21 protein-coding genes are annotated in these 26162 nt (G+C 42.7%); 11 read left to right on the forward strand and 10 right to left on the reverse strand.

Translation table 11 applies throughout. From position 1 onward, the window contains the following. Nucleotides 1–6: 6 nt before the first annotated feature. A complete protein-coding gene (locus MNR06_RS03465; RefSeq protein ID WP_243538629.1) occupies nt 7–1143 on the forward strand; it encodes a patatin-like phospholipase family protein in 1137 nt (378 codons plus the stop codon). Between the two features lie 89 nt (nt 1144–1232). On the opposite strand, the gene MNR06_RS03470 is transcribed toward MNR06_RS03465, so the two are convergent. Next, a complete protein-coding gene (locus MNR06_RS03470; protein WP_243538630.1) occupies nt 1233–3104 on the reverse strand; it encodes a potassium transporter Kup in 1872 nt (623 codons plus the stop codon). A gap of 328 nt (nt 3105–3432) precedes the next feature. Then, a complete protein-coding gene (locus MNR06_RS03475) occupies nt 3433–4014 on the reverse strand; it encodes an NADPH-dependent FMN reductase (protein ID WP_243538631.1) in 582 nt (193 codons plus the stop codon). Between the two features lie 74 nt (nt 4015–4088). Between MNR06_RS03475 and MNR06_RS03480 the strand changes: the two genes are divergently transcribed. Both MNR06_RS03480 and MNR06_RS03485 read left to right on the forward strand, forming a co-directional pair. Then, nucleotides 4089–4772, forward strand: coding sequence for a PilZ domain-containing protein (locus MNR06_RS03480; protein ID WP_243538632.1), 684 nt, complete (start codon nt 4089–4091; stop codon nt 4770–4772). A 52-nt stretch (nt 4773–4824) separates the two neighbouring features. Then, nucleotides 4825–6129 carry a hypothetical protein gene (locus tag MNR06_RS03485; protein ID WP_243538633.1) on the forward strand — a complete coding sequence of 435 codons (1305 nt, stop codon included), beginning with the start codon at nt 4825–4827 and terminating at the stop codon, nt 6127–6129. A gap of 57 nt (nt 6130–6186) precedes the next feature. On the opposite strand, the gene MNR06_RS03490 is transcribed toward MNR06_RS03485, so the two are convergent. Beyond that, nucleotides 6187–7539, reverse strand: a complete 1353-nt coding sequence (locus MNR06_RS03490) for a hypothetical protein (protein ID WP_243538634.1) — start codon at nt 7537–7539, stop codon at nt 6187–6189. A gap of 252 nt (nt 7540–7791) precedes the next feature. On the opposite strand from MNR06_RS03490, the gene MNR06_RS03495 reads away from it, so the two are divergent. Then, on the forward strand, nt 7792–10851 hold the full coding sequence (locus MNR06_RS03495; RefSeq protein WP_243538635.1) for an outer membrane lipoprotein-sorting protein: 3060 nt from the start codon (nt 7792–7794) through the stop codon (nt 10849–10851). Here MNR06_RS03495 and MNR06_RS03500 read toward each other — a convergent pair. Further along, nucleotides 10848–11333 carry a TetR/AcrR family transcriptional regulator gene (locus tag MNR06_RS03500; protein ID WP_243538636.1) on the reverse strand — a complete coding sequence of 162 codons (486 nt, stop codon included), beginning with the start codon at nt 11331–11333 and terminating at the stop codon, nt 10848–10850. The genes MNR06_RS03495 and MNR06_RS03500 overlap by 4 nt on opposite strands. 143 nt (nt 11334–11476) lie before the next feature. Between MNR06_RS03500 and MNR06_RS03505 the strand changes: the two genes are divergently transcribed. From MNR06_RS03505 to MNR06_RS03515, 3 genes are read left to right on the forward strand one after another with little or no spacing between them, the layout of a single operon-like run. Continuing rightward, complete coding sequence (locus MNR06_RS03505) at nt 11477–13000, forward strand: GH3 family domain-containing protein (RefSeq protein WP_243538637.1); 1524 nt, start codon at nt 11477–11479, stop codon at nt 12998–13000. Then, nucleotides 12997–13572, forward strand: a complete 576-nt coding sequence (locus MNR06_RS03510; RefSeq protein WP_243538638.1) for a LysE family transporter — start codon at nt 12997–12999, stop codon at nt 13570–13572. The genes MNR06_RS03505 and MNR06_RS03510 overlap by 4 nt, the downstream gene beginning before the upstream one ends. Further along, on the forward strand, nt 13569–15545 hold the full coding sequence (locus MNR06_RS03515) for a carcinine hydrolase/isopenicillin-N N-acyltransferase family protein (RefSeq protein WP_243538639.1): 1977 nt from the start codon (nt 13569–13571) through the stop codon (nt 15543–15545). The genes MNR06_RS03510 and MNR06_RS03515 overlap by 4 nt, the downstream gene beginning before the upstream one ends. Here the strand turns inward: MNR06_RS03515 and MNR06_RS03520 are convergent, their stop codons facing one another. Then, nucleotides 15546–16301, reverse strand: a complete 756-nt coding sequence (locus MNR06_RS03520) for an MnmC family methyltransferase (RefSeq protein WP_243538640.1) — start codon at nt 16299–16301, stop codon at nt 15546–15548. A gap of 33 nt (nt 16302–16334) precedes the next feature. On the opposite strand from MNR06_RS03520, the gene MNR06_RS03525 reads away from it, so the two are divergent. From MNR06_RS03525 to MNR06_RS03535, 3 genes are all read left to right on the forward strand, one after another. Beyond that, nucleotides 16335–17342 (forward strand): TIGR01212 family radical SAM protein, encoded by a 1008-nt coding sequence (locus MNR06_RS03525; protein WP_243538641.1) that lies wholly within the window; start codon nt 16335–16337, stop codon nt 17340–17342. 492 nt (nt 17343–17834) lie between these two features. Then, complete coding sequence (locus MNR06_RS03530) at nt 17835–20246, forward strand: ribonucleoside-diphosphate reductase subunit alpha (RefSeq protein WP_243538642.1); 2412 nt, start codon at nt 17835–17837, stop codon at nt 20244–20246. Nucleotides 20247–20347: 101 nt separating this feature from the next. Then, nucleotides 20348–21346, forward strand: a complete 999-nt coding sequence (locus tag MNR06_RS03535) for a ribonucleotide-diphosphate reductase subunit beta (RefSeq protein WP_243538643.1) — start codon at nt 20348–20350, stop codon at nt 21344–21346. A gap of 75 nt (nt 21347–21421) precedes the next feature. Here the strand turns inward: MNR06_RS03535 and MNR06_RS03540 are convergent, their stop codons facing one another. Further along, nucleotides 21422–21643 carry a hypothetical protein gene (locus tag MNR06_RS03540; RefSeq protein WP_243538644.1) on the reverse strand — a complete coding sequence of 74 codons (222 nt, stop codon included), beginning with the start codon at nt 21641–21643 and terminating at the stop codon, nt 21422–21424. Nucleotides 21644–21757: 114 nt separating this feature from the next. Between MNR06_RS03540 and MNR06_RS03545 the strand changes: the two genes are divergently transcribed. Then, nucleotides 21758–22714 (forward strand): hypothetical protein, encoded by a 957-nt coding sequence (locus MNR06_RS03545; protein WP_243538645.1) that lies wholly within the window; start codon nt 21758–21760, stop codon nt 22712–22714. Here the strand turns inward: MNR06_RS03545 and MNR06_RS03550 are convergent. The 4 genes from MNR06_RS03550 to scpB form a co-directional block, all read right to left on the reverse strand. Beyond that, the gene (locus tag MNR06_RS03550; protein ID WP_243538646.1) at nt 22704–23186 is read right to left on the reverse strand and encodes a hypothetical protein; all 483 of its coding nucleotides are present in this window, start codon (nt 23184–23186) and stop codon (nt 22704–22706) included. The two genes, MNR06_RS03545 and MNR06_RS03550, sit on opposite strands and share 11 nt — an antisense overlap. A 105-nt stretch (nt 23187–23291) precedes the next feature. After that, a complete protein-coding gene (locus MNR06_RS03555) occupies nt 23292–24197 on the reverse strand; it encodes an HTTM domain-containing protein (RefSeq protein WP_243538647.1) in 906 nt (301 codons plus the stop codon). Then, nucleotides 24194–24760, reverse strand: coding sequence for a hypothetical protein (locus MNR06_RS03560; RefSeq protein WP_243538648.1), 567 nt, complete (start codon nt 24758–24760; stop codon nt 24194–24196). Before MNR06_RS03560 ends, MNR06_RS03555 begins: the two co-directional genes overlap by 4 nt. Further along, nucleotides 24726–26162, reverse strand: coding sequence for an SMC-Scp complex subunit ScpB (scpB, locus tag MNR06_RS03565; RefSeq protein ID WP_243538649.1), 1437 nt, complete (start codon nt 26160–26162; stop codon nt 24726–24728). Before scpB ends, MNR06_RS03560 begins: the two co-directional genes overlap by 35 nt.

Consider the following 26162-nt stretch of genomic DNA (forward strand, 5'->3'; position numbering starts at 1 on the left):
AACGAAATGTCATCCCTAGGTCTGGTCCTTTCTGGCGGCGGCGCTAAGGCTGCATACCAAGCAGGAGTGATTTCTGCTGTGGCTGACATATGCTCTGATGAAAAGATCGCTAATCCCTTTGATTATTATTCAGGCTTAAGCGCAGGCGCTCTTAACACCACGTTGTTGGCAGCAACCCCACACTGCCATTTCGGTGAAGGCGCAAAGAAACTTGCAGATCTATGGAGCAACGTTCAAGCAGAGCAAGTGTACGTCACAAGTCCACTGTCGTTATCCCTTGGTGGTTTGCAATTGATGGCGGATTTATCTTTGGGAGCTTTTAAAAAGAATGCTCCGCGAATGGCTTTGTTAGATACGTCACCACTAAAAAAATTAATTAATGAACACTGCAATTTTACGAACATTCAAACCAACATCGACAATAAAGCTTTTAAGGCCCTAGCGATTTCAACGCTGGATTATTTCACAACTTCGACGGTGACATTCGTTCAAGGTCACCCCGAAATTCCCATGTGGCAACGAGTGCGCAGGCAAAGCGAAAGAAGTATTATCACTGAAAAACATGTGCTTGCCTCTGCATCGATCCCCGTCTTGTTTCCACCAGTCACCATCGACAATCGTCACTTCGGTGATGGCAGTATTAGGAATCAATCCCCGTGCGGTCCTGCGATCTATATGGGGGCGCAGAAAATTCTGGCGATTGGCGTAAGGAAAAAACAAGATCTCTGTTATTCCGCTCAACAAACGAATCATAGTAAACCGCCGACGGTGGGTCGAGTGCTTAACGTTTTACTTCATACGCTGATGATGGATGGGATGGAAATTGATATCGAAAGGATTGAGCGCATTAACGAGAATATCGAAAAACTCACAGAGACTCAAAGAGCGACACTTTCTGTTCGTCCAATAAAATATTTATGGATTTGCCCAAGTCGCGAAGTCGGCGAAGTCGCAGCAGACAAACTGCAAAACCTTCCACCAATGATCAGATATCTATTAAAAGGTTTAGGCTCACTTCACGATGCCACAGAAATCGCAAGTTTTTTGTTATTTGAAGCCGAATATTGCAAACAACTTTTACAACTTGGCTTTGAAGACGGAATGAAACAAAAAGATCAAATTCGAAGACTCATCTTAGATTAGTCGACGCGCTGTAGACCCAAAAAAGAAGCAGGCACCTTTAGATTTAGATTAGTCGACGCGCCGTAGACCCAAAAAAGAAGCAGGCACCTTTAGATTTCTACTTGAATGCCCACTTCGATAACTTGGTTCGGTGGAATGCGGAAGAACGCTGTTGGTCTTTGGGCATTTTTCGACATCACGGCGAACAATCTTTCTCGCCAGTGGGCTAAGCCCGGCTCACCGCTTCGGACTTGTTGAGACTTATCAGCAATGATGGTTTCCCGCCCCAGAACGAAAGTTGTTTCATTCACGTTGAAGTTGATATCGCGTTGGCGACACGCCTCTAAGATGTGCTTCATCTTTGGAATTTCCATAAAGCCGTAGTTCGCTAAAATACGGTACATGTTTGGAATGACTTCCTGAATAGTGATGCGATCTTTTTTAGAAACAAACGGAACTTCGCGAGTTTGAATTGTTAGAATTGCCACGCGCTGGTGCAAAACTTTATTGTGCTTCAGATTATGTAACAGTGGAACTGGCACACCCCAAGGGTCGCCGGACATGTAGATCGCGGTTCCTGGAACGCGTAAAGGGGGTTCGCGCAGAAGCTTCTGACAGAAGTCTTCAATCGGCATTGAGCGTTCTTTTAAACGACGGAATAAAATCTGACGACCTTTTTGCCAAGTCATCATCATTAAGTAAACCCCAGCGCCTACAACCAATGGCACCCAGCCACCGTGGGTGACTTTACGAATGTTTGCACTAAAGAAGGCAAAGTCGACAACAATAAAGCTTCCGAAAATGGCTGAAGCTTTTAATAAGCTCCAGTTCCATTTTTGGCGTGCTACTTCGAAAGCAAGGATCGCTGTAATAACCATGGTGCAAGTCACGGCAATGCCGTAGGCCGCAGCTAGGTTGCTAGAGGTTTTAAATGTGATAACCAACCAGATCGTACCGAAGAAACAAAGCCAATTGACTGCAGGAACATAGATCTGACCGATTTCTTGGCTTGAGGTATGGATGATTGAAATGCGCGGGCAGAATCCCAACTGTACGGCCTGCCGAGTGATCGAAAACACTCCCGAGATTAAGGCTTGAGACGCGATGACGGTCGCAAACGCCGCAAGAATGACTAACGGAAACTGGGCCCACTTAGGCGCCAACATATAAAACGGATTTGTGATGGCTGCGGGATCAGTTAAAAGCAAGGCGCCTTGTCCGAAGTAATTAATTAGCAAGGCTGGAAGTGCGATAAAAAACCAAGCAAGACGAATAGGTCGTTTACCGAAGTGTCCCATGTCTGCGTAAAGAGCTTCACCACCGGTTACCACCAGGACTACCGATCCCAACACTAAATAACCATGAACACCATTTCTTAAGAAGAACTCAAGGGCATAGGTGGGCATGATCGCTTCTAAGATGACGGGATTTTGAATAATCCCGCCCACACCAAGAACTCCCAGGACAAAAAACCAAATCAAAATCATTGGACCAAAAATCACACCGATTTTACCGGTTCCGTATCTTTGCACTAAGAAAATCCCGTTAATAATCACGACCGTCAGCGGAATAATATAAGGCGCTAAATGAGGCTCAGCGATGGAAAGACCTTCCATTGCTGAAAGAACCGAGATCGCAGGGGTAATTATAGCATCGCCATAAAGCAGGGCGGCTCCACCAATTCCCAGAACAGTCATTACGCGACGGCGACTGACGACATCTTTATCGTGCTGGCTTCGTACGGCCAGAGCCATTAACGAGAGGATTCCACCCTCCCCTTTATTATCGGCGCGCATGACAAAGGCCATGTACTTTACGCAAATGATGACGATCAACGTCCAAAAGATCAGAGAAAGAATACCGAAGATATTTTCCGGCGTTGGGTGCAGACCGTACTCACCACCAAAACATTCGCGAAGAGCGTAAAGAGGACTTGTTCCAATGTCTCCGAAAACAACGCCAAGAGCGCCAAGAGAGAGCATTAAAAGATTATTATTTTTTGAGTGGTGACCTGTTTCTATAAAAGAAACCCCTTTTAAATTTTCACAAGTCTTAAGTTTAGAGAATATAAAGGGGCTTGTCAGCTGGGACACCGAGACAATGACGCGACCCCGCAAGATTAGTGATTATTTAATCAAAGATCTTTTACATTACATGAAGTTCAGTTGCCAGATCCTAGGGTGAACGAGAACATAAAGCCTATGATTCCACAGTCCATCTTACATTCGAAATGGTTTCTGGCGGCTTTGATACTGATCGGCCTTCTTTATTTCGAAGGCCGAGTTCACGCAAAACATTTAGAGAAAAATGCTAAGGCTTCTTTTTCTGTGCAATAACGGCATTGGCATCTAGTTTTGAAGTTTTCAGCGCCTCAGTGAATTTCTGGAACCCTTGAGCTTGTTTCATTAACAGGTTTTTAATCAATTCATCTTGAACCGATCCATCCGCCGCTAAAATTTTGTGCACATTCATAATGAACACGCGCTCTGGAAAGATAAACGCATTTCTGTAACCAAAAACTTGTTGAAGATGTTCCACCGGGCGAAGCGCGCCGAACATTCCCCCAAGTCCTACGAAACAAACTGGACGATACTCAAAAGACTCTGGAAACTTCAAGTGATCGATGAAGTATTTTAGGACGCCCGGCATAGATCCATTGTACTCAGGAACGACAACAATTAAACCATCACTTCCTAAAACTTTGTCGATATAGGGCTGCATGCCTGCGCTGGTTTTTCCGTAGTGAATGTCATCATGAAGGTGGGACTTCATTTCCTTCATGTCGATGATCTCAACTGCTTCCCCTAAACTTTGATAGATCGATTGGATGTGTTTAGAAATTTTAAGAGTGTTGGAATCAGGACGATCAGTGCCCGCGATAATGTACTTCATGAATTAATTCTCCTAGACAAAGTGATATACATTTCGCTGTAATAAAGCACAAGCGGCAATTATTAGGAGACTCTGTGGCGCATCCAAAAATTTGGTTTATTCTTAGCGAAGGTCAAACCACCGGCCCTTTTGATCAAGATGAAATTGAAGCTCGCTTGGGCTCTGCAAAAGACCCACAAATCTGGGGCCGCGGTCAGAGCGAATGGATGACTCCTTCAAAATGGCGTCAGGCTTTAAATGACGTGGGAATGAAAGTTTCAAATGCAGAACCTCCGGGTCTTTGGCGCATTCGTGTGGAAGGCCAAGAGCTGCCGCCGCGAAAATATTCTGAGTTGATCGCCCATTTAAAAACTCTTTCTGATTATTCGTTCGTTGATATTTCCCCTGATGAGAAAACCCCATGGAAAGAAGTCTATTCTGTTCCACGAGTTGTGGAAGATTTAGGAATCAGTCGCCGTTCACACCCACGGGTTCCAATCGTCGGGACATTGGCTTGTGAAGGTCCGAAGGGGTCTTTTAGCTGTCGCGTGATTTCTATCAGTGAAGGTGGCATTGGAATCAACGATGCCCGCAACTTGCAAATCGGCGAACGCTTCGAAGGCACTTTAACCAGTCCGAATTTATTCATCACTATTCCTGCCACTTGCGAAGTCGTTTACGTAGGCGGCGATGGCTATGCGGGACTGCGTTTTATCAATTTACCAACAGAATATAAAAGTTCCGTGATCGAATACGTGAACAAGTTCGCCACCACTTAAGCCTGTCTTTTCACAAATAGTTTTAAACCAAAAGCTGTGATCTTCTATAAAGATGAAATCATGGCTTTTATTTTTTCTATCACTCATGCCCGTCTTTTCGTGGGCAGCCAGCGCGACTGAATGGAGTCTTAATTTAGATTCAAAAATAGAAAGCACCTATTTTCCTGAAATTTATGGCTACGATACCAATCGCGAGCTTTATAAATTGGAACTAAACCCTATCTATAAATGGAAATACAAAGATTCCTTGCGCTTATATTTAAAGCCGACACTGATCGCTAATCCCAATAACAACTCTGAAGAAGAAAGATATTTCGCTGACCCCACCGAAGCCTACCTACGCTACAAAGGCGAAACCGCCTCTGTGCAAGTGGGCTACACGATTTTTTCTTGGGGAGTCACGGATGGCTATAATCCCTTAGACGTGATTAACTCTAAACAATACTTTGATCCTTTGCACAGCCGAAAACTTGGGGCACCCGTTGTTGATTATTCTCAGACCTTCGGTTCTTGGGATATTGAGCTGGTCTATATTCCGCAAAACCGTGGCGCCATATTGCCAGGAACAGAAAGCCGGTGGCTGCCGCGGGAAATTTATGTTCCTGAAGCTCCGGAAAATGACTTGGTCTTAGCTTTGCCCGATCGCCCCCGATATAAGTATGGAACTGAAACAGAACTTGATGATGCTTTAAAAAACAATGCTGCTTTTCGCGTGCAGTATCACGGAGCTATAGTAGATGTGGGTTTAAGTTTCTATGAAGGCGTTGCTGCTTTTCCCATAATTCAGCCTGTGGTTACAGGAGACGTCATCGAGGTCTCGCCCAAAACAGTCCTCGCAGTGGCCCCCGATATCACTTTAAACACCCGCAACTATCGAACTCGTCATGCGGGCCTTGCATTTACTAGCAATCAATTTGGATTCCTTTTTAAACTTGCTAGCGCCTACAACCAAAGCTTAGGAACAGACCCTTACTTACCCGGTTGGAGTAACGACAGTGTTGTCGGCTTCGAAAAACAATTTAGTTTTGATAAAGGTCTTTTAGTTGCAGTCCTTCAGCATTCTTTCACGAGATCGCAAAAAGAAAGCGAATCCAATCTTTCCGTGAGTGAGATTTTCCGAAGTGCTTGGATGATGGGGTTTAGACTAAGTTGGGCTGAAGTTTGGACTTATTCCTTATCCGGCTTGTATGATAGTAACCACGGCAGTAACTTTTATGAAGTCGGATTGAGTCGTCGTTTCTTTGATCGCTGGGTCTTGGGAGTCTCAGGAAGTTATATTGCAGGTGAAAGCGATACTCCTTTGGGAGTGTACGAAAAGAATGATTCCTTCAGTATGAATCTATCCGCTTCGTTTTAAAAAAAAAAAGGAGCCTTTTTACGGGCTCCTTCTATTTAGGTCTTAATATTTTTTCTATTACAGATTTAACTCTAGAACTAAATCTTGCGACGAGCTCGAAAGAACCTTTTTCACTTTTAAAGACAAACCTTCTGTTAGCGGAATATCTGGAATCGCCACAGAAACAGTTTTTCCCCAAAGTCCACCTACGATCTTATCGCGAATCGTGGACGCCTTAAATTTACGGTTCGCCCCGTATCTGCTTAAGTAAGACGGTTCCCAGTATGGAGTCAGACCCATAGTTGGATTTACAAAAGTAGCTTGTGCTTTTGAATTTTCAACTTTCAAAGTCACCTTTGAGGTCAACGGAATAGCAAAGTTCATAAATGGAACGTATTGCGATCCTTTAGGTGCCTGCATCTTAGAAAGGAAGGTTCCCTTCACTTGGTAAGACATCCCTGATCCATCCACTGTCACATCTTTAGATGAAAAAACTGAGAAAAGGAATTTATCGTAACGAGAATAGCTCATCAACTCAGGCCATACAAACCACTGAGCAAAACGAGAAGCCATAACATTAGAAAAGCCAGGAAGGTTGTCTGAAGTTACTTTATGCAACCAAGAGTTCGCTGAATAGGCGTGGCTAACAACTTCTTTAATAAAGTCTTTAGGCAGACGTAGGCTAGCTACCGTCGCGTCGGCGAAGGCTTCTTCTTGGGAAAGATTAAGCACTTTGACTTCACTATCAGCCGCCTGCAAGAAATCAATAATCAAGCGACCTTTAACTAAAGCACCTTGATTAGCAACGTCTTTAAACTCATCAACCTTCATAGTGACCTTGATATCAGGTCGAGCTACGACCAATTGACGACTTTGTGAGAAATCGAATTGATATCCACCTAAATAGTCTTGCACGTACTTTTTAATTAATTCTTTTTGCGGCTCGACGAAACGTGCAGAGTCGTTGGCAATCTTATTGATTTCATCTCTGATCACCGTTTCAAAACCCTGGGCACCCTCACATTGCATCCCTTGAGCGGTCCAGCTGCCCGGAAGCCATGAGATATTCACAGACTGAAGTTGAGTTCCTGCCGTAGAATTTTCTAGCGACGGCGAAATCATCATCGAAAAATTTCCCTGGCCTGGATTCAAAGATAACAAAACGTTTTTACAGCTTGCTTGAATTCTAAAACGTCCGATAACGCCGCTGACTTCCCGTTCGACTATAGTGTCGACAGAAACTTCAGACATTTGAATTTCTGCTTCCAATTTTTTTGAACTCAACTGCAACACGGTGGCGTTCGGATCAAGTGAAGGTTTCTCTAAAAACGTTTTCACTTTCATTGTGATGTTTTTAAATTTCACCGGCACTGCTTGAGCCATCACCTCTTGATCAGGAAATTGCCAATTTCCCTGAAACTCTTTGTTCATGAGGGATTCCCATTTTTTGTTGATCAAATTTTGTTGGAATTGTCTAGGTATCGACAGTTGAAATTCTGAATTAATTTGCGAAACTGAAAATGCATGCGAGCATGTAAAGAATGTGAATAGTGCAGCCGAAAGGCTTTTTATATTTTGCAAACAAGTTTTTCTCATCGTGTTTCCCATCATCATGTTTATAAGATACGGCGCTATTGAGTTTTTCTAAAGGGACAAATTTAAAAAAGATCGAAAGAAGACATCATGATGAAGAAATCTAAATCACCAGGGATGAATTTTCCTAAATCTGTAAAAAGACTTTCCATTTCTACTCTCCTATTTGTATTTGCAATGACCGTGTTAAGTCTTTTTGCTTTACCTAAGTTGCAGACTCAGTACAGCTTAAAACAATTTCTTCCTGCGGATAACCCGCTTTTGAAGAAAGATGAGAACGTGCGACAGTTGTTTCAACTTTCTGAAGCTCAACCGTTCATCATTACAGCAAAAGTTTCTGACGACCAAAAGACCTGGTTTGAAAAAGATAAGATTCAAAGCTTAGAAAGACTCACAGATCTTCTTGCGCATTTTCCTGGCGTGAAGAACACATTAAGTCTGGCTACTGTTCAAGGCGCTATTAATAATGAAGATGGCTTAAGCGTCGGGCCTCTTTTAAAAACTTTGCCACAGGAAAAATGGCAGGCCGAAACAGTGAGCAATCCGTTGATCTCCCCGACTTTGATTTCAAAAGACGGAAAGACGGCTTCGGTTATTGTGAATATCAAATCCTTGAACACTCAGGATCTTTTAAAATTGCGCCAGAATTTACAAGTGACTGCGATGGCCTCTGTGCCATTTGCGCAGGTTGAAATCGGCGGAACTCCAGCGGTGCAGACTGATGTCGGCGTATTACTGCAAACTGAAATTAGAAACTTCGTTGTACTTGGTTTCTTTGCGTGCTTTATTGTTTTAGGCTTGGTGTTTGCAAACTGGTCGCCATTGATTGCAGCTTTCATAGTTATTATTTGTGCGAACATCATTGTATTAGCAGTAATGGCTTTAGCAGGATATCCTTTCTCGGTTCTATCTAGTACTATTCCAATTCTGACCACCGTGGATGTGGTGTCGCTGATAATCCATTCGCTTCTTCGCTATACGGAAGAACGAAAAAACCAACCCCACTTAAGTCACCATCAGCTGGTAAACTACACTTTCAAAGTTTTGCTGGGACCAAACTTGATCGCATCAACGACGACGATGATTGGTTTCTTGGCATTATTAACGGTGAAAGTGCCTCTTATTAAAGATTATGGCTTAACAGCTTCCATCGCGATTATGCTGGGTTGGCTTGTAACGACTGTGACATTGTTCCCTCTTTTGCATTTCTTAAACCCACCGAAGGCAAGACAATGGGCATGGAGCAAAGCGCGTTGGGGTCTTTATTTATTCCGTCGTTCTGGGGTGTGGGCTTTCTTGATTGTGCTTGTGTGTACGGCACTTGCTTTCAAAGGCCAGACTCTATCTTGGTCAGCTCGTTTGTTTGATGATCTGCCAATGAATCATCAGGTTCGTTTATCAACAGAAACAATTGATAAAGAACTGGGCGGAATGATTCCCGTGGATATTTCCATTAAAGGACAACCTGATTCTTGGAATGATCCAGCGCTATTAGGTAAATTGGATCAGCTATTAACTGATTTAAGAAAAATCGAGGGTGTAGGTAGCGTTGTAGGTCTTCCTGACCTTGTGGCTGCAGCCAACATTCATCACAACCGTTTGCCAGCAAGTCGTTCGTCGACCGCCGAGGTGTTCTTCCTTTATTCTTTATCTAGCAATAGTCCTTTAAAGAACTTCTTAAATACGGACTCTTCAAACACGCGTGTGTCGGTTCGTACTCAAGATTTACCAGGAAATAAATTGCAGGAAGTGGTTTCAAAAATTGAAGCAACTACTTTAAGCAGCTTCCCTGAAATGAAAGTGGAATTAACAGGTATGGGTCGCACGATCCATCATCTAAATAATGAACTTTCCCATGAACTGATCTTCGGGTTCTGGCAATCTATGGCGGCTATCTGCTTGGTGTTGGTATTTGTCTTTAGATCTTTGCGTTGGGCCTTGGTGGCTTGTATTCCGAATCTAGTTCCACCGGCAGCGCTTTTAGGCTTCTTGGCGCTTTCTGAAACTCCAATCAAACCAAGTGTGGCGATTATTTTCTCTATCGCTTTAGGTCTGGCGTTTAACAACACTGTTTATCTGTTAGAGCGACTGAAGTTGATTCAGAAAACATCCAAGTCTAAAACTCTTGATATCGAAAAGGCCCTATGGCGCGAAGGCAATCCTTGTCTAATTGCAAGTTTAACTTTGCTAGCGGGATTCTCGGTGTTTATGGCGTCTTACTTTGCGATGAACCGCATCTTTGGATTCTACATGCTGCTATCAATGGCAGCTGGACTTGTGGGAGATTTGATTCTTCTACCAACGATGTTGAAAAGTTGCCCATGGCTATTGACTTCAGTACCTTGGAAAAAGGAGAGAGTTATGGCCACAGCTGCTTCTTTATTAATCGCGTTCTTTATTTCTTTTGCTCCAATGAAAACCTACGCCCAGGAACCTGCGGCGGGTGCTGTCACGGTTGAACAAATCGGCGAAAGAATGAGTGCAAATCTTAAAACCAAGGATGAAGAATTCAACACCAAGATGAAAATCATCGAGGCTGATGGATCCAGCAAAGACCGCGAAATGAAAATTTGGCGTTTAAGTCTTGGCAAGAAAGAACACTATCTTTTAGTGCGCATGCAAAAGCCCCAAGATCTTAAGGGAACAGCTTTGCTAGCGACTCTTAAAGGCGAACAAGAAGAAAAGTGGATTTACCTTCCATCGACCAAACAAACTCGTCGTTTAACGGGCGAAAGTGGTCAAGGTGGAATTCTGGGATCAGAACTTGCGGTGGAAGATTTTGATTTCAATCGCGAGCAAGGCGCAAAGAACGAGCTAAAAAAACAGATCGAAGTTAAAGGGAAAAAGTACTTCGTGGTTGAAAGTGACGTGAATGCAACTTCGGCGAATTATTCTAAAGTTGTGAGCTATATCTCTGCTGATGATTACTTGCCAGTGAAAGCGGAATGTTATGACAAGCAAGGTAAGCAGATGAAAGTCCTAGATATCACTGGCTATAAAAAGGTCGGCGGTAATAAGTTTCGTGCTGGCAAAATCAAAATCCGTAACTTGCAAAACAAACGCGGCACTGAAATTTTAATTTCCCAAGTGAAATTAGATCAAGGCTTAAAACCCACGCGTTTCACACCAAAAGCTTTAGCCGAAGACTAAAATACGTCTTTAATTTTTTCTGTTGGGAGCTGATAAGCAATCGCTCCCAATTCTTTTAGATAAATCGCTAAAATTTGATCGTCCGATAAATCCGGGAATTCTTGCTTCATCGTTAGCAGCATCATTTTTTCTGCTTGCTGCAAAAGTTTACCGACCTCTCCCCCACCGTTTTTTTCTAAAAAGAATAAAACGAAAAGAAATGGCATTTTACGGATATCCATTAAAATAATCTTAAGTCGTTCTTGCAGGCTGGTGGTCTTGACTCTTTCCACATTAAAGAAGTGGGCGATCACGAACTTGTAGGCTTCCTGCAGAGCTGATTCTTTTTCTTTACCGAAGTAATAATAGATCAAGGACCTAGTCACCCCTGATTCCCGGGAAATTTCAGAAAGGGTCCACTGAAGATGACCTTGGGCCACTTCCATTTTTAGAATGGCGTTACATACCGCAAAATAGATATCTTCTTTGGATTGAGTCGACATTTGGCAATTTTGACAAATACTTCCGTTTTATGTCAATGGAAGAGGTCGTTTTCGACAGATTTGGGCTTTTTCTGTCAATGGGTTCTCGGGACACCTGGAATTACTTGCAATAGATTCTTCTTCACACAGAAGGAGACCTATTTATGTTTGCAGATTCCATGATTCACAGCTTAGGGCAAAGATATTTAAAGACCTACTCCCAATACATGAGCACCGGCCACCAGGATCTTTTAGCGAAACAGGAAAGCAATTTCCATAGCTTAAAAAGATCACTGACCGGGACGCGCCTTTATAAGGACCTGCGCCTTTCCCACATTCATAACTACGAAGAGTACATTCAACATGTCCCAGTATGGAATTACGATGATTACGCTCCGTATGTAGATATGATCGCAGCAGGTCACGACGACATTCTATTTAAAGATGAAGTTGCGCACTTCGGTCTTTCTTCTGGGACTTCAGGTAAAGACAGCAAAAGAGTTCCATATAACGAAAAAATGATTCGTATGTTTTTAAAATCTCAAAAGCGCATCGCTTCTCGGTTAAGCGAATTAGAACCAGCCATCAACTTTCTTAAAGTAGCCAGACTTACTTTTGGTTCTGATCCCTACGTCTATAGCCATAATGGTTTTAAATTTGGATATATTTCCGGGATTCTTTCGACTCGCATTCCAAAAGCGTTAAAGAAAAATACTTATCCTTCCCAGGAAGTTTTAACGATTTCTAACTGGGATAAAAAAATAGACATGCTTATTGAGGAGTCTTTAAAGCAAGACATCCATGTTGTTAGTGGTATTCCCACTTACATCATCAGTATTTTTGAAGCGATCTTAGAAAAAACGGGTGAAGAAAATATCGCAGCTATTTGGCCGAATCTAAAAGTTTTCGTTTACGCGGCTACACCAATTAAACAATACCAAGAACGCATCGACCGTTTGGTTGGTCATGAGCTTAATTATTACGGAGTTTACGCAGCGACTGAAGCGGCCGTAGGTCTTCCTTACGAAAAATATCAAAATGGCAGACAACGCTATTTTTTAAATCCTGATCTGATTTATTCTTTTACCCCTGTTGAAGGCGAAAAAGTACAGGTGGGCCTTAAAGATATTAAAATGGGTGTAAGTTACTATATCAACATCGGTACACCTAACGGCTTTGTTCATTATGCGATGAAGGATGTTATTAGCTTTGAAGAATACAATGGCGACCTTGTCTTTGAATTTGTGGGCAGAAAAAGCACCGGCATGAACTTAGCTGCTGAAAAGGTCAGTGATGATGAAATCTTAGACTGCTATATAAATGCTAAAACTATTAATAACGTGGATTTGCGTCATTTCTTCTTATCGCCGACTTTAGGCAATGATGGTAAAGCGTCTTACCTTTGGACATTGTTTGTTCCATCGAACACTACAGTAAATGAAGAAGCCCTGGCGCAGTCGTTAGATAAAAAAATGATGGAACTGAATGGTGACTATTCGGACTGCCGTGAAGTGGGCGTTTTAGGTCCAGCGAAGGTCACAGTTATTAATGCGGATCGCTTGCAAGCTTACTTTGAACAAAACCGCAGTCGCGGTCAGTTTAAATTAAAAACCACTTTTGAAACGGCAGAAGAATATCTGCGCTTCTTAAGCCAAAACATCGATAATACCCAAGGAGCCCTGCAATGATTTTGTGGATTGCTTTTTTGGGATTCATATCAGCGTTTGCCCTGGGTCCTGCGACATTTAATATTATTCAAAATCTCATTCAGAAAAAGACGTGGCCATGGAAGGAAATCTTCGGCTTTATGGTGGGGGATATTATTTATCTAGCTCTAGCGTTAAGCCTGATAAATACTCCGCTACTACTGGGGTCCAAGATCAAGTCAGTCTTGACCTTACTGACAGTCGCATTTCTAGTTTTCTATTCACTGAAAATTCTTTTAAAGAAAAAAGCGAAAGTGGAAACAGCTTTGGCAGAAAGTCACGGCTTTTGGCGCAGTCTTTTTATCACCTTGTGCAACTTTCACTTGGTGTTTATTTATGCCGGACTTTTTGCTCCGTTTGCTTCTACTTCAGGAAGTGAACTTTTATTGGGCGCAGGCTCTTACCTTGCTGCGTTTTTTGTTAGCTTTATTAGCTTGCTGTGGGTTTTGCAAATTGCGCAGAAGCACCTAGAGCGTTTTTTACGAAAAATCGAAATCATCGCTGCTTATGGCTTTTTAACCTTTTCATTCATTCTTTCTTTGGAACTATTATGAAACATTTATTATTCATCTTTGTATTTCTAATTCCATTTTATGCTAGTGCTGAATGTTTATTAAAAAATGAACTGAACGGCCAAAAACATTTTTCCTGCAAAGCTCCGGGCACCAATAAGTCTTTTCACGTATTAGATCTTAAGGGCGGCTATGCTGAGACCGCTTATTATCATGGTTACTTTCTGAAAAATGAAATCGACACAGGAGTTCTAAAAGGAATTATCGTGCGCACTGAAAGAGCCTTTGCGGAATTAAGCGCTAAAGAGCTGGAACAAATCCAACTTATTCGCAAATGCGTAATTAATAATTATCGCGCCAGCGTGTCTGAAGAATTCAAGAACGGCCTAGTAAACTTGTATGCAGGATACAAAGCTGGCGGCGGCACGACACCATGGAAAACTTTTGAAGAAGCCAATTACATGGTGGAGTTTTCGATCTTTGCTGATTCCATGCAAAGACAGCTTGCGGAAAACCCCACAAAGGGAAAACTTAAAGTCTTTGGTTCTTGCGCGCCATACATTATTGGCAAAGCCTTATTATCACCGTTTAAAAAGCTGGCCGAAGGATTGCGCTCATTAAAAATGGGTTGCACAGGGATCAGTGCTGCAGCTTCCTTTACAGGCTCGGACTTAGTTCACGGCAGAAACTTTGATACAGGGCTTTTAAGTTTTTATGAACCTGAACAAGTTGTTATTATCAATCGCCAGCGCAGTGGCTTAAATGCTGTGGGCCTGGCTTCACCAGGTCTTCATTATGCGGGTGGAATTAGTGGTTTTAATAACTATGGGATTTCAGTAAGCCTGCATGAGTTGCAAACTGAAGGCACAAAAATTCGCTATGCAGATGGAACGTCTGATGTTGCACCGTATCTGTTACATAAAGTTCTATTAACAGCGCGTACTTTGGATGATGCCATCCATATTATCAAAACCAGAAAAGGCTTCGGCGCTTGGACTTTCTTTGTTTCTGATTCTAAATCTGATGAACAGGCTTCGATTGAACTTAGTGGTGACACGGTCGTGGTTGCTAGACGTGCGAAGAATAAATACTTAGCACAAAGCAATCACTTCGTTGCTGCAGAAACTTCCGCTGAAGGTTATGAATACAGTCTTAATAAAACTTTAGAAACTCGCGCACGTTTTAAACACGTGTCTCGCACGCTGGAAGAAAACCAAGGCCGTATTGATGCACAATGGGTTATTGATCGTTTAACCGGTCACTATGATGAGCTTGTGGGACCTAGAGCTTTTGGTCGCACCACAACCAAACTTTATACGGCTGCGACCCATGTCATCGTTCCAGGCCGTCAAGAATGGTGGATGAGTGTCGCTGAAACTTATCCAACCAATCGTTCACACTTTGTGGGTTTACGACTGGGTGCTGGTGGTTCGACACCTGTTGAATTTATCGGTGTGACGAAAGCTTACGAAGAACCAGGTAAAGAACTTTGGTATGACTCCATGAAATATTATGTTCAGAGTTATTTAAGTAATGAACATGATCATAAAACGATTGCAGGACTAGATCGCACACTAGGTCTTTTAGAACAAGCCCGTGCTAAATCATTAGAAAATGATATCTATGAATACACCTATGAATTCATGTGGGCTCGTATCAAAGTTTTGCGTGCAGCAAAAAATATCATGAACAAAAATAGAACTGCGGCGTTGCAAGATTTGACGCAAGCTCAAGATAATTTCAAAAAGATTTTTGAGAATGTCCCAAGTCTTCATGCTTACGAAAAGTTTCAAGTCCACATGTGGATTTTTAGAGCAGAAAGTTTGAAATCCCAAAAGCTTCAAAACGCCACGACTTTAAATTTCCATCGCACACAAGCATTAGGAATTTTAAAGACATTGATTCAACAATACCCACGACAAAGCGAACTTTATGATCTTGAGTGGAGCTTAAATCAGTCAGAACAACTTTATACAGTTTTAGGCGCAGGTATTCGCTTAGGAACTGTGGAATAATTAGAAGTTCTTTGTACCTAACGTAGAATTCCGTTTTGACATAAAACCAGGACGGATAACAAGGTTAAAGCCTGCACGGGTAAGAGCATTTTTAAAACTCACCCTGCAGGCATAACTTGATACTAAAGCATTCTCAGCAGTGCCTTCTTTAAAAAACTCCGTTAGAAATTCTTCTTCCCACAGGTGCGGCGTCGTCTTAGAGCTAAAAGCGTCGTATAAAATGCAGTGATATTTTGATAACGGTTTTGAGTCCGGCAACAGTGCGGTTTGGATATCATCAACAGACTTAAAATGATTTAAGACAAAATTCTTTAAATCTTGCGCTTTAAGGTTTGAATCAGCTAACACTGCGGCTACGACAGCCTCATAGGTTTTTACGACCTCAGGATGTAACTCTGTCGTACGACCCTGAAGCCACTTATGAAAATACTCACGCAATTCAGGAAGGCTTTCATAACTTGTGATCAATCCCACATCTTGCGAAGATCTTCCCAGCAGCAAAGCTTCTTTAGCGATAACCAGCTCAATATACCCGATCCCTAATCCAACGACTAAAAAGTGAGGATTCTGGATCTTTTCAAGAGTCTCCTTGATCGGGGCTCCATAGATTAGAAAGGTTTCAGTGGCGGCGCCCCCTGAATGGTGCATGGATTCCCCATAAGGCTTATTAGGATCGATAGAATGAAGTAAGCGCAACGAAGGGCTTTCATCCCTCGTGATTTCGATCTCAAACCCGATATCCGCCCATGACTTCATTGACTTCCCGCAAAATAAAACTATAAGTGTTCTATGGAAAAAGGCTGGTTAGGACTTCCCTATCATACAATCAGTGAGCACTACAATAAGCTCTTTGGCGAAAAGGTTTATAAGGTGCCTGTATCTGTCGTGGATGATTGTCCCAACCGCCGTGGCCTTAAGGGCATGCAAACTTGCGTGTTTTGCGATGTCTGGGGATCAGCGGCCAATGCGGAAAGCCTTTCCATGGAATTACGCACGCAAATTGAAAAGTATCAGACTCAGATTGGTGATCGTTACAAAGCGAAAGCTTTTTTGATCTACTTCCAAGCTTACACAAATACATTCACTAAAGTTTCAGCTCTTCGTCACAACTTTGATGTGGCCCTTTCTTATCCGTGGGTAAAGGGTTTTACCCTAGGAACTCGTCCCGATTGTCTTTCGAAAGCGGTTTTAGATTTATGGCAGGAATATCACGAAAGATCCTTTGTCGCTGTTGAACTAGGTGTACAGAGTTTCTTTAATGACCAACTAGAATTCATGCGTCGCGGGCACACTGCGGAAGCTTCGATTGAAGCCGTTCACAAGATTGCGAACTCTACGAAAGTGGATTTAGGGATTCATTTGATTTTCGGAAATCCTGGCGAAACGGATGAGCATATCATCAAGACTGCTGAGATCGTAAATACCCTGCCAATCACAAATGTAAAGCTTCATAACCTACACGTCCTAAAACAAACCCCACTTGAAGAGATGTATGCGAAGGGTGAATTCACTCCGATTGATCGCGAAACTTACGCTCATCGTGTAGAGGTGTTTTTAAAACATTTATCTCCGAAATTTGCGATGCATAGACTTGCTGCTTATTCGTCTCGCTGGGATGAATTGATCGCTCCAGAGTGGACGAAAGATAAAATGGGCACTCACCAGTATATTATAGATCATTTGCGCGCTCAGAAGGCCTATCAGTCGCAGAATTTCGTGGCGACGACGGCGGAAGACATTGCGGCCCAAAGTTACTTACAAAAAAAATCGGTGCCTTTGTCCCCAAACCTTGTTTAGGTTTTCAGCAATTTAAGATCTTGTAAGATCAGTACAGAGAAAATACCGTTTAAAACAGCTAAAAACAGACTTTTCTACCTAGACTTAGGTTTTAAGAGGTAAAATGGCAAACCTTTGCCGCATTTCTTTGCAGGAAATTTAAGTCAACAAGGGTTCCAAGATTGCTTAATTGATGAGCAACGTCACAAAAAAGTTAGCGTTATCTGCAAAAATATACTTGCCAGCGCCCGGAAAGAATTACAAAGTTTGAATTGAGACCGATACCCGCCTTATGGACAAGGCGCCTGTAACTCACCCCTAGATATAGGGGGTAAGAGAGGGAGGTTCGAAGAGATCAGACAAAGATACTCTAGAAACCAAATCGCTAAGGAATAGCAACTCAGTCTCATCAATTAGACATTTTTATTTAACCACGACCTGACTTTTTACGAGGGGTAAAAGGACGGGCGGGGATTTTTTTGCCCAGAGGGAACGGGGCAGAGGGGATTCAACATGTTGGAAACAACAGCTCACATCATGAGAGTAAAAAAGAGAGATGGCACACTTGAGCCGGTTGACGTAACGAAAATCGTTGAGCGTGTTACAAGAAATTGCCAAGGGTTGACTCAAGTAGACCCTCTTCGCGTAGCTACAAAAGCTATTAGTGGTCTATATGATGGTGCAACGACAAACGAACTAGATAATCTTTGTATTCAGACAGCGTCTTTGCTTATCGGTGAAGAGCCTGAGTATTCTCGTTTGGCTGCCCGTCTTCTTTCTACTTATATCGATGAAGAAGTGCGTTCTCAAAAAATCCAATCATTTGCTGATTCCGTTTCTTTTGGTTTCAACAAAGGCCTTTTGTCAGAAGCTACATATAAATTCGTAGAAGCTAACAAAGCGGCTCTTTGTGCCGCAATTGAACCATATCGCACAGATCGTTTTGAGTATTTCGGTCTTAGAACGGTTTATGACCGTTATCTATTGAAAAACCCAACTTCACGTCAGGTGTTTGAAACACCTCAATACTTCTTTATGCGTGTGGCTTGCGGTTTGGCGCAATCTGTAGACGAAGCAGTCGAGTTCTATCGTTTGATTTCTTCCCACGATTACATGGCGTCTACACCGACTCTATTTAACTCTGGTACAGCTCGCCCACAAATGTCTTCTTGCTATCTTTTGGATTCGCCAGATGACGACTTGTCTGCGATCTACGCTAAGTACACAGACATCGCTTTGCTTTCTAAATTCGCTGGCGGTATTGGTGTAGCCTACTCTCGCGTTCGTTCCCGTGGTTCTTTGATCAAAGGAACTAATGGTCACTCAAACGGTATCATTCCTTGGTTGAAAACCATGGATTCTTCCGTTGCGGCTGTGAACCAAGGTGGAAAACGTAAAGGTGCTGCCTGCGTTTATCTTGAAACTTGGCATGCTGACATCGAAGAGTTCCTTGAAATGCGCGATAACACCGGTGATGAAGCAAAACGTACTCATAACTTGAATCTTGCGAACTGGGTTCCAGATTTATTCATGAAACGCGTTGAAACTGATGGCATGTGGTCTTTGTTTGACCCACGTGTAGTGCCTCATTTCGTCGACACTTACGGTCCCGAGTTTGAAGCGGCTTACGCTGAAGCGGAAGCGAACAAACTTTACTCTAAGCAAATCAAAGCCCGTGATCTTTACTCTCGCATGATGAAAACTCTTGCGCAGACTGGTAACGGCTGGATGACATTTAAAGACGCTGCGAACTTAAAAGCCAACCAAACTGGCGAAGCTGGCAACGTTATTCACTTGTCAAATCTTTGCACTGAGATCTTAGAAGTGACTTCAAATAAAGAAACTGCAGTGTGCAACCTTGGTTCTGTAAACCTTGGTAGACACGTTGAAAACGGTCAATTCAACTTTGAAAAGCTTGCGAAATCTGTTCGCACAGCTGTGAAGTACCTAGACCGCGTTGTAGATATCAACTTCTACCCTATTCAAACTGCTCAGGACTCTAACCACAAATGGCGTCCAGTAGGTTTGGGAGTGATGGGTCTTCAGGATGCTTTCTTCCAATTGAAGCTTCCATTTGACTCTGCAGCGGCTCGTGATTTGTCTATGAAAATCCAAGAAGAGATCTACTACAATGCGCTAGTAACTTCTTGTGAATTAGCTGAAAAACACGGCCCTCATGGCGCTTACGAACAAACAAAAGCGGCTAAAGGTTTATTGCAATACGATCTTTGGGGCGTGACTCCGTCTCAACCAGAGCGTTTTGAAAAACTAAAAGAGCGCATTAAAAAGCATGGCCTAAGAAACTCTCTTCTTATCGCTATTGCTCCAACTGCGACTATCGCTTCTATCGTAGGTTGCTACGAAGCCATCGAACCGCAAGTTTCTAACTTGTTTAAACGTGAAACACTTTCTGGTGAATTCATGCAAATCAACAAGTACTTGGTTTCTGATTTAAAAGCGATTGGTCTTTGGAATGAAGACGTTCGTAACGAAATCAAACTTCAAGAAGGTTCCATCCAAGACGTCGCTGCAATTCCTCAACAATTGAAAGAATTGTACCGCAACGTATGGGAAATCCCGATGAAGTCATTGATCGATATGGCTGCTGATCGTGGCGCTTACATTGACCAAGCTCAATCTTTGAACTTGTTCATGGAAAGCCCGACAATCGGAAAAGTTTCTTCAATGTACATGTACGCGTGGAAGAAAGGTGTAAAAACCACTTATTACCTTCGCTCTCGTCCAGCGACTAAAATCGCTAAGACTACAGTGAAGGCAACTTCAAACAACGCAGGTCTTGATTCAACTCCAGCGAACATGATGGATGCAGCTCCTGCGGAAGCAGCTCCGAAGAAAACTTATACTGATTCAGAAGTGATCGCATGCTCTTTGGAAAACCCAGAAGCTTGCGAGGCTTGTCAGTAGGCCGGCAGGCCGCAGTGCCGAAGCGCGCTCTCGGGCGCGCGTAGGCTGAAGCAGCTCCGGAATATCTTGCGATATTCCGGTTCAATTAAGGAATATATTTTATGATTTTAGATCCCGGTTTTGACTTAACATTACGCCCGATGAAATACCCAGTTTTTTACGAAATGTACAAAAACGGTATTAAGAACACTTGGACTGTAGACGAAGTAGACTTCTCTACAGACCTTGTAGACCTTCATTCAAAAATGACTCCAGCAGAAAGACATTTGATCTCTCGCTTGGTGGCATTCTTTGCAACTGGTGACTCTATCGTGGGGAACAATCTTGTATTGAACCTTTATAAACACGTGAACTCTCCTGAAGGTCGCATGTACTTGTCTCGTCAGCTTTATGAAGAGGCTTTACACGTTCAATTCTATTTGACCCTTTTGGATACTTACATTCCAAATCCAGATGAAAGAGCGGAAGCTTTCGCGGCGATTGAAAACATTCCTTCTATTAAGAAAAAAGGCGATTTCTGCTTTAAATGGATGGATTCAATCAACGAATTGGATTCTTTGAAAACCAAAGAAGACCGTCGTCGTTTCTTGATGAACTTGATCTGCTTTGCAACTTGCGTGGAAGGTCTGTTCTTCTATGCAGCTTTTGCTTACGTATACTTCTTGCGTTCAAAAGGTCTATTGCAAGGTCTTGCATCTGGTACTAACTGGGTATTCCGTGATGAATCTATGCATATGGCATTTGCGATGGAAGTGATCAAAACGGCTCGTAAAGAGGAGCCAGATCTTTTCAATTCTCAGATGGAAGACATGGTCACTCAGATGCTTGAAGATGCTATCGAGTGCGAAATGGAATTTGCGAATGACGTACTTCAACTGGGTGTTGCCGGTCTTTCACCAAAAGACATGAGACAATACCTTGAGTACTGCGCAGACCAACGCCTTGAAAGCTTAAGCATTGCTCCTCGTTACAACGTGAAAAATCCATTCGCGTTCATGGAGCTTCAAGACATGCAAGAGCTTGCAAACTTCTTTGAAAGAAGAGTTTCTGCTTACCAAGTCGGCGTTAGCGGAGCTGTTGCTTTCGACGAAGCATTCTAATTTTTTTTACCCGCTAGCCGATCTCAAGGGCTGGCTCACTAAGGGTAGCTCTGCAGGAGCGAAGACTGGGACTTTTTAAGTAAAAAAAAGAGCGTTCACAAGACGCTCTTTTTTATTTTTAATCCCACCAAATCTTAAAATCTGTCCCACTTCTATTCCATTTAACTCAGCGATACCTGGCGCCCCTATAGTTACACGTAATCTTACTACCGCGTCGGTGCTGCACACAGTCATCGGAGCGGTGGTGATTTTTGTAGCTTTGAAATGTATAGAGTGGATTGCCAATAGAAACTTCATCGTTATTTTTAAAGCTATTTTCCGATTATCGAAAGTTCGAAGTTCTCATATCAACTAAGACACTTCCGAAGTTTCCAATTAAAAAAAAATCTGAAACAGGCTATGATTGTCCCAATGAAAACGAAAATTCTGTGGTTTCTTTTTTTTCTAGTATGTATGGGTGTGGGCTTTCTTCATGGCGTTCTTCCCCATGGACTTTCAAAAAGCGTTTTCATTAGCCCTGAAAAAATCCAAATCATCACAACAGACGCAGCATTCTTTCCTGAACAGCTTCAAAAAGAATTAGAAGCTGAAATGCATGTGAAGTTTTCTGTCACCGTCAGTCGTGATTGGGAAAGTTTACTTGCGCACACCGTAGCAAGCCCTGGCGTGGATCTTTTGTTACTTCCGTCCTTTTGGGCACATACACTTGCACAGCAAATTCTGCTTTTGGATCTTTCTAGTCATGGTGAATTAGCACAAAGAACTGCCTCTGATTTCTTAGGTAAAAACGACAACGGATTTTTCTTTCTGCCCTTTTACTGGATGAAAACCCACATCCAAACTCCGGATGGAACTGGTTTTCAGAATTTCCTTAAAAACAAACAGGTTTCCACTTTATTTTTACTAGCCGATGAAGACCTACTTTTAAAGCACTTCCAAACTTGGAAAGAACAAGGCCTGCTAGAACAAGTAAACCAAAAGAAAATCCTGACTTTGCAATTAGATCAGCTTCTTGCTAAGAACGCAGATGAAGGTGCCATTGAGCTTCCGTTAAAAGAAGATTCTAAAGATACACTTGCTAACTTAAGCGCACTGTTAGTATGGGGAGCCGCGATCCCTCAGACATCAGAGAATAAAGACTTGGTGTTAGAAATTATTGATACTTTGGCGACACCCTATTATCAGGAAAAATACCTTTTACAGACTCCGTTTAATTCTACGTTCGCAACTGTTACCGGCGATGAAATCCCCTTACAGCGAAGAGCTGAATACATTCGCAATTTACAGTTAAAGGACATCTTGATCCTAGAAAAAAAGGATTTCGAAGCTAAACAAAAGTTAAAGTCCGAGTTTAATTTTACTTTGTAAGAGTGATGGCACTAGCACCTTGGGCATCATTCACAACCACAGCGCCGTTTTCGTCATAGGCTTGTAATAACAAGCGAATAGAATGGATACCTCCAGCCAAAGCTGAAGTATTGATAGCTAAATTAAACTTCCCGTTTTTGCAAACAGCGAACCTACCGTTGGCGTCCGTCGTGGGATTTAGATCTACGATATCTAACTGCACGCCATTTTCTAACGCGACGATTTTGTGATTCGGATAAGTGGATATATAACACTCTCCAGAAACTTCGGCCTTAGCTTGACCTGCAATAGTGTTGATTGTGGGACTGTAGGATTTTAAATAAAGCTCTTCAGACTTTGGCGTTTTATCTAAAGTATGACTGGAATCATCAGATCTTTCGTTGGTAAGTAGTGACTGACCTTCCATCGGAGAACACGCCGTCATTAATAAAATGCTCAGCAAACTTAAAATCTTAAGTGCTTGTTTGGACATGTTTTCCCCCTGGTCGGCGGATGCCAGCAGAGCGCAGCGGCCCCGGGCCGCGTAGCTGAAGCAGGATCCTCTTGATAGGATAAAGAAATATACAAAAAACCTAAATCAGATTCTACGGCGGTCTAGTTTTGAGACAAGGGGCAGGACTTTCTGTTCCAAAATGAGCGGATCAATAAACAGAAAATAGGTCGACATCATAGTTGTGGCAAAAGGCCCTAGACCCATAAACACACCAATCCCCATATGGAAAGCAACCCCAATAAGAAGCCAGACGTTGCGGGTTTTAGGCCAAGCCACCATCGCAGGGAAGTAAACCTCAAAAAGAATGGTCAGATAAGCCATGATAGGGATAATCCACGGAATGGATCTTAGGAAAGAAAAATCCATGGTGGTCATTTGCGGATTGGCCATTACACTCCATAAGGCCGTCCCGTCCCACCAGCTACCGCCCTTTAATTTTTCAAATCCTGTGTAAGCGTAAATCACGCAAATTTGAAATTGCATCATGCGAATCATGAGCGAACTTAAGATGTCGGCATTCTTAAAATAAGTCTTCTTCCGGAAAAGATTGATAATACTTAAACGCTCGCAGGAGTTTGCGAAGATCATATAGAATAAAAATAAATTAGCGATGATATCAGCACCGAAATTCACCGAATAATTGCGCTGGATAAATCCCGCACCAATCACCCACGCTAGCGCCGCAAAAATTCTTCCGCCTACACCTAAAGTTAGACAGCCCAAAAAGAAAACCAATAATCCGTGCATCAGCGGGTTGAAAGAATCGGGCCAAAAAGCCCATAAAAATAACGGGCGTGACAGCTCTGGCATTACCTCTATTGCCAGGGATTTTGGGATCCAGCTTTCATCGGTATAGTAATGCAGATTAGATAAACGTACTGAGTATAAATAGAACATGGTTCCGCATAAAAGAATGCGCATGAATGCTAAGCCTAAAAGACTTTGCGGAGCAAACCAGAAGTCATCCCAACGCTGCCATAAACGCTTCATAACTCCACCTCATCAGCCCCACCGCGGCAGGACACTTCTTCGCGGATGTATTGCACTTCTTGGGAAAGATCAGCCAAGGTCTGTTCCTTTAAAGTCACCACTTGGTCAAGAGAAGGAACGGTTTCAATAATGTGTTCCATTTCAACTGAACTTGCGCCCGGGTATTGTTTGCAAAGCCATGGGCCTAGAAGAATCTTTAGGCGCTTGGGATCAATGACCATAAAACGCATGGCGTACAGATCGCGCTTGTGAGCGGGGTTTACGATCCCCTTGTTTTTTTCTTCAGGGAAAAATCCTTCGATGGACTCTTTGATCTCATTGCCATCTTGATCATAGAAGCGAGCCACATAACGAATGTACATGGTGTGGGCCGGATCTGGAGAAAAGAAATTCCAGGTGGCATTTAAGCCCACAGTGTTTGCGTAGGGAATTATGAATCTAGAAGCAGAACGCCCAAAGTAGTTACCTACGTTGGGCATTACGAACATTGTAAATATATTATAAACGATCCACAGGCTTAGTAAGCCCTTAAACAGAAGCTTCGCCTTCTTCGTCGATGTCATCAGCTTCTCCTAAAAATGGCAGCTCATCTTCATCAGAAGACTCTTCGTCGTCAGAGTCAACATCAGATTCTGCATCTGCCAAAAGCTGATCATCAGAAGCTTCATCAAGGTCTTCGTCATTATCGAAGTCCTCAATCGCCTCAGCCATTTCGTCTGACATCTCTTCAGACTCTTCGCCTTCAGAAGCCATCATTTCTTCTGAAGCTGCTTCAGCTTCCGCGTCGTCTGACGCTTCAGCACCGCCGGCTTCCGCCGATTTCGGCTTCATGAAAGCAGCTTTCTTTTCAGCAGCAATTGCTACAAGTGAAGTACCCGCAGCCAAAGCTTCATCGTATTTTTTTAACCAATTCGCATCACGAGTCGACACAGGCTCACCGAATGCCAAAGCATCACGGATGTTTTGTGCGCGCTCTTGATCGCGTTTTTCAGCTTGGCGACGTTTTTCTTCTTCAAAGAAATTTGAAGTTGTCGCGATATCTTCAAGCTGAGATTGGATTTTCATAAGTTCTTCTTCACCTTGAGAGTAAGAACCGTTGAAAGTCTCAGACATGGAATCTGTGATTGAGGCTAGAGTTGGTTTTTCTTCAGCTTGAACTTCATCGATACCTTCCGGTAACAACTCATCGATTTGTGATAAAGTTGGAAGTTCTTTTAAAGTGCGAAGACCAAAGATTTCTAGGAACTTTTTAGTCGTTCCGTATTGCATAGGGCGACCTGGAAGTTCTGATTTACCTTCAAAGCAAACCAAGTTCTTTTCCATCAATGCGCGCAACAAGTGACCAGACTCTACGCCACGGATTTCATCCACCTCAGCTTTTACAGTTGGCTGTTTATAAGCAACGATAGAAAGAACCTCTAAAGCTGGACCAGAAAGCTTGAATTGACGAGCTTTCAAAGTGCGCTTTAAGAATTCCATATTGTCGATTTTGGTACGAAGCTGGTAGCCGCCTGGAACTTCTTCCAAAGTAACACCACGACGCCCGCCCGCGTACTCAACCGCTAATTGATCAAGGGCTCTACGGATTTTATCCGTGCGGATATTTGTGCCTTTAAATAGTAATTTTAATGATGCTAGGCTCACTGGACGATCGCTCGCGAAAAGAACGCTTTCTACGATGCTTTCAAGGCGCTCTTCTTCTACGAATTCAACTTCTTCGATTTCAGCTGAATCAAAGCCATCAAGCTCTGTACCTTCAACAGAAACGTCATCAGCAGCCATTTCAGCTTCTTCAGTTTCTTCATCTGTTGCTTCAGGAAGGAAGCCTTCTGATTCTTCCTCTTCTTGTAGGAAGATTGAAGCTTCAGACTCAATTCCATCTAAAGAAAGTTCAGCACCTTCTTCGATTTCAGTTTCTACAGCTTGATCTAATTCGTCGTTCATCAAATCTTTTTCGTCTGACAT

Origin of the sequence: Bdellovibrio reynosensis, assembly GCF_022814725.1 — a bacterium.
Lineage (GTDB): Bacteria > Bdellovibrionota > Bdellovibrionia > Bdellovibrionales > Bdellovibrionaceae > Bdellovibrio > Bdellovibrio reynosensis.